Raw genomic sequence first — 2,296 nt, 5'->3', positions numbered from 1 at the left:
CCTCTGCTCTACCGACTGAGCTATCCGGGCGACGAGGTGTATTAAACGTGTTTTCGCGTTCTGGGTCAACATTAAATTGCAAAAAAAGTATTGTTTGATGTTTTTCTATACTTAGTGGGTTGTTTTTGTTCATTTGGGGCAAAAAACCTAGGTCTAGCATGCTCTAAAAGATAGTAAAAGTACGGTTAACTACACTGAATGGGCGTCGAAATAAAAAAAGCACGTATGAAAACGTGCTTTTATATTTAAGAATTTTGCTGAGAGTTTAGTGTTTTACTTCAAACCTATTAACCCAAGCTTCTAATTCGTTAGAAAGAGAGGCGAGTGTTTGAGTGCTGTTATGACTTTCTGTTACAACATTGCTCAGTTGGTTACCGCTCTCTTCGATCATATTGATACGCTTCGATATATCATCACTCACCTGGGTCTGTTCAGCGGCGGCTGTCGCGATTTGATGACTCATTGATGAAATAGACTCTAACGCCACAACTATCTGTTGTAGTGCTTCAGAGGCATTCTGGGACTCTGTTACGGTGCTTTTACTGGTAGTCGCACACACTTCCATGGTTTGAATTGCGTTGCGAGATCCTTCTTGAAGGTTATTAATCATTAATTGGATTTCTTTGGTGCTCGATTGTGTTCGGCCTGCAAGGTTACGAACCTCATCTGCTACAACTGCAAATCCACGACCTTGTTCGCCAGCTCGAGCTGCTTCAATGGCTGCGTTAAGTGCCAACAGGTTAGTTTGCTCCGCTATATCACCAATCACATCCAATACTTTTGCAATGTTATTTACATCGTTATCTAGGTTAGCGACAGCTTCGCTTGCTGTGCCTAGTTGGCCTGCTAGGCCTTGAATGTTATCTACTGTGTTGTGAATGAGTTGTTGGGTATGCTGGCTCTGTTTGTCGGCCTCGTCAGTGTTGCGCGCGGTATCGCTAGCGGAATCAGCAACGTTATTGGCAGAAGAGGCCATCTCGGTCATTGCTGTCGCTATCATTTCTGTTGATTGCTGCTGGGTCTCTGTCAGTTGAGCAATTGACCCAGCGCGATCTTCTACGCGCTGCAGTTCGCCCCTTAATGCCAGCATTGAAGCATCAAGGTTTGATACTAGCTCAGCTAGTGATTTACTCATTTGTTGTACTGCCTGGTAAATACTGCCGGCTGTTGCCTGAGTTTCGAAAGAGGTTTGAATTCGACCTTGTGCTACGGCTTGTACTGCTTCTCGTACGTCTTTAGGCTCGCCGCCAAGAAGCGCTAGCATGCGTTTAATGGATACAATTAGGCTCGCTAGAATAAGACCAGCAATCACCACACAAAGGAATAGCTGCCATTGAGCAGTAGACCAAAAACGAGCGTTAACTTCATTGAATCCGATACCGGTGCCGACAACCCAGCCCCAATGTGGCGTTTTCTCTGCAATAGACAGTTTTTCTTCAATCGTTCCATCTGGCAGTTTTTGTGTCCAGGTGTACTCAATGATCTGGCCAGTACGATTACCAAGTACTCTTTGGATTAGCTGACCAACACTATTGCCGTCGCCATCTTTAAAGTCGTTAAAGCTGGTTCCGTGTAGTTGAGGATCTAATGGTGTCGCGACAAACGTCATGTTCTCATCGGCTACGTAAACATATTCATTATCTTTATAGATGTTGTTGCGAAGAAGGCGAGTAGCCAGTTTCTTAGCTTGCTCTTCTTCTAGAGTGCCATCAATCGCCATCTTCTCGACTTCAGTAAGGATGCTGTATGCACTCTTAAATAGCTCTGTCACACGAGCCTTGTTGTCCATGTTGCTAGCGACTCTCAATGTCCATAAACCAGTAGCCGTCAGTGCTAGCAGGGCGATCAATATGATGCCCGATAATAAGTAAGCTTGCGTTTTTAGTTTCATATTTCCCCGCGCAGCGATTCAATAATTAGTATTAGGTATAATTCATCGAATCTTAATCTAAGTGGTTTAAGGCCGATATTAGAAAGACATCAAAACATGATAGAGATTAAATTTTCGAAGAAAAAAAAGTAACAGAACTCGGTTCTGTTTTTTTGATGTGAAGATTAGCGTGTCATGAACTTTGGGATGAGTGGTTCTGTTGGAGTAGGGGACTCTTTATAGAACTTAGAATCTGCTGCTGTAGTAAGAGTACTAGAAGGAGATAACTCAATTTATCGAGACTGATTAAGAGTAGAGCTGATGAGTATATTGAATAGAGTTTGCTTTTGTTCAAACGAAAAAAAGCCAAGTCTTTCGACTTGGCTTTCTTGAATGTGGCTCCCCTTGCAAGACTTGAACTTGCGA

1 protein-coding gene is annotated in these 2,296 nt (G+C 43.2%); it reads right to left on the bottom strand.

The features are described from left to right. Window positions 1-265: 265 nt before the first annotated feature. Window positions 266-1,891 (bottom strand): methyl-accepting chemotaxis protein, encoded by a 1,626-nt coding sequence (locus tag A142_RS13305; protein ID WP_019821409.1) that lies wholly within the window; start codon window positions 1,889-1,891, stop codon window positions 266-268. Window positions 1,892-2,296 lie beyond the last annotated feature (405 nt).

The sequence above is a fragment of the Vibrio splendidus 12E03 genome (genome assembly GCF_000272105.2).
GTDB classification, from domain to species: Bacteria; Pseudomonadota; Gammaproteobacteria; order Enterobacterales; family Vibrionaceae; genus Vibrio; species Vibrio splendidus_I.
This window is presented reverse-complemented; position numbering and strand designations above follow the sequence as displayed.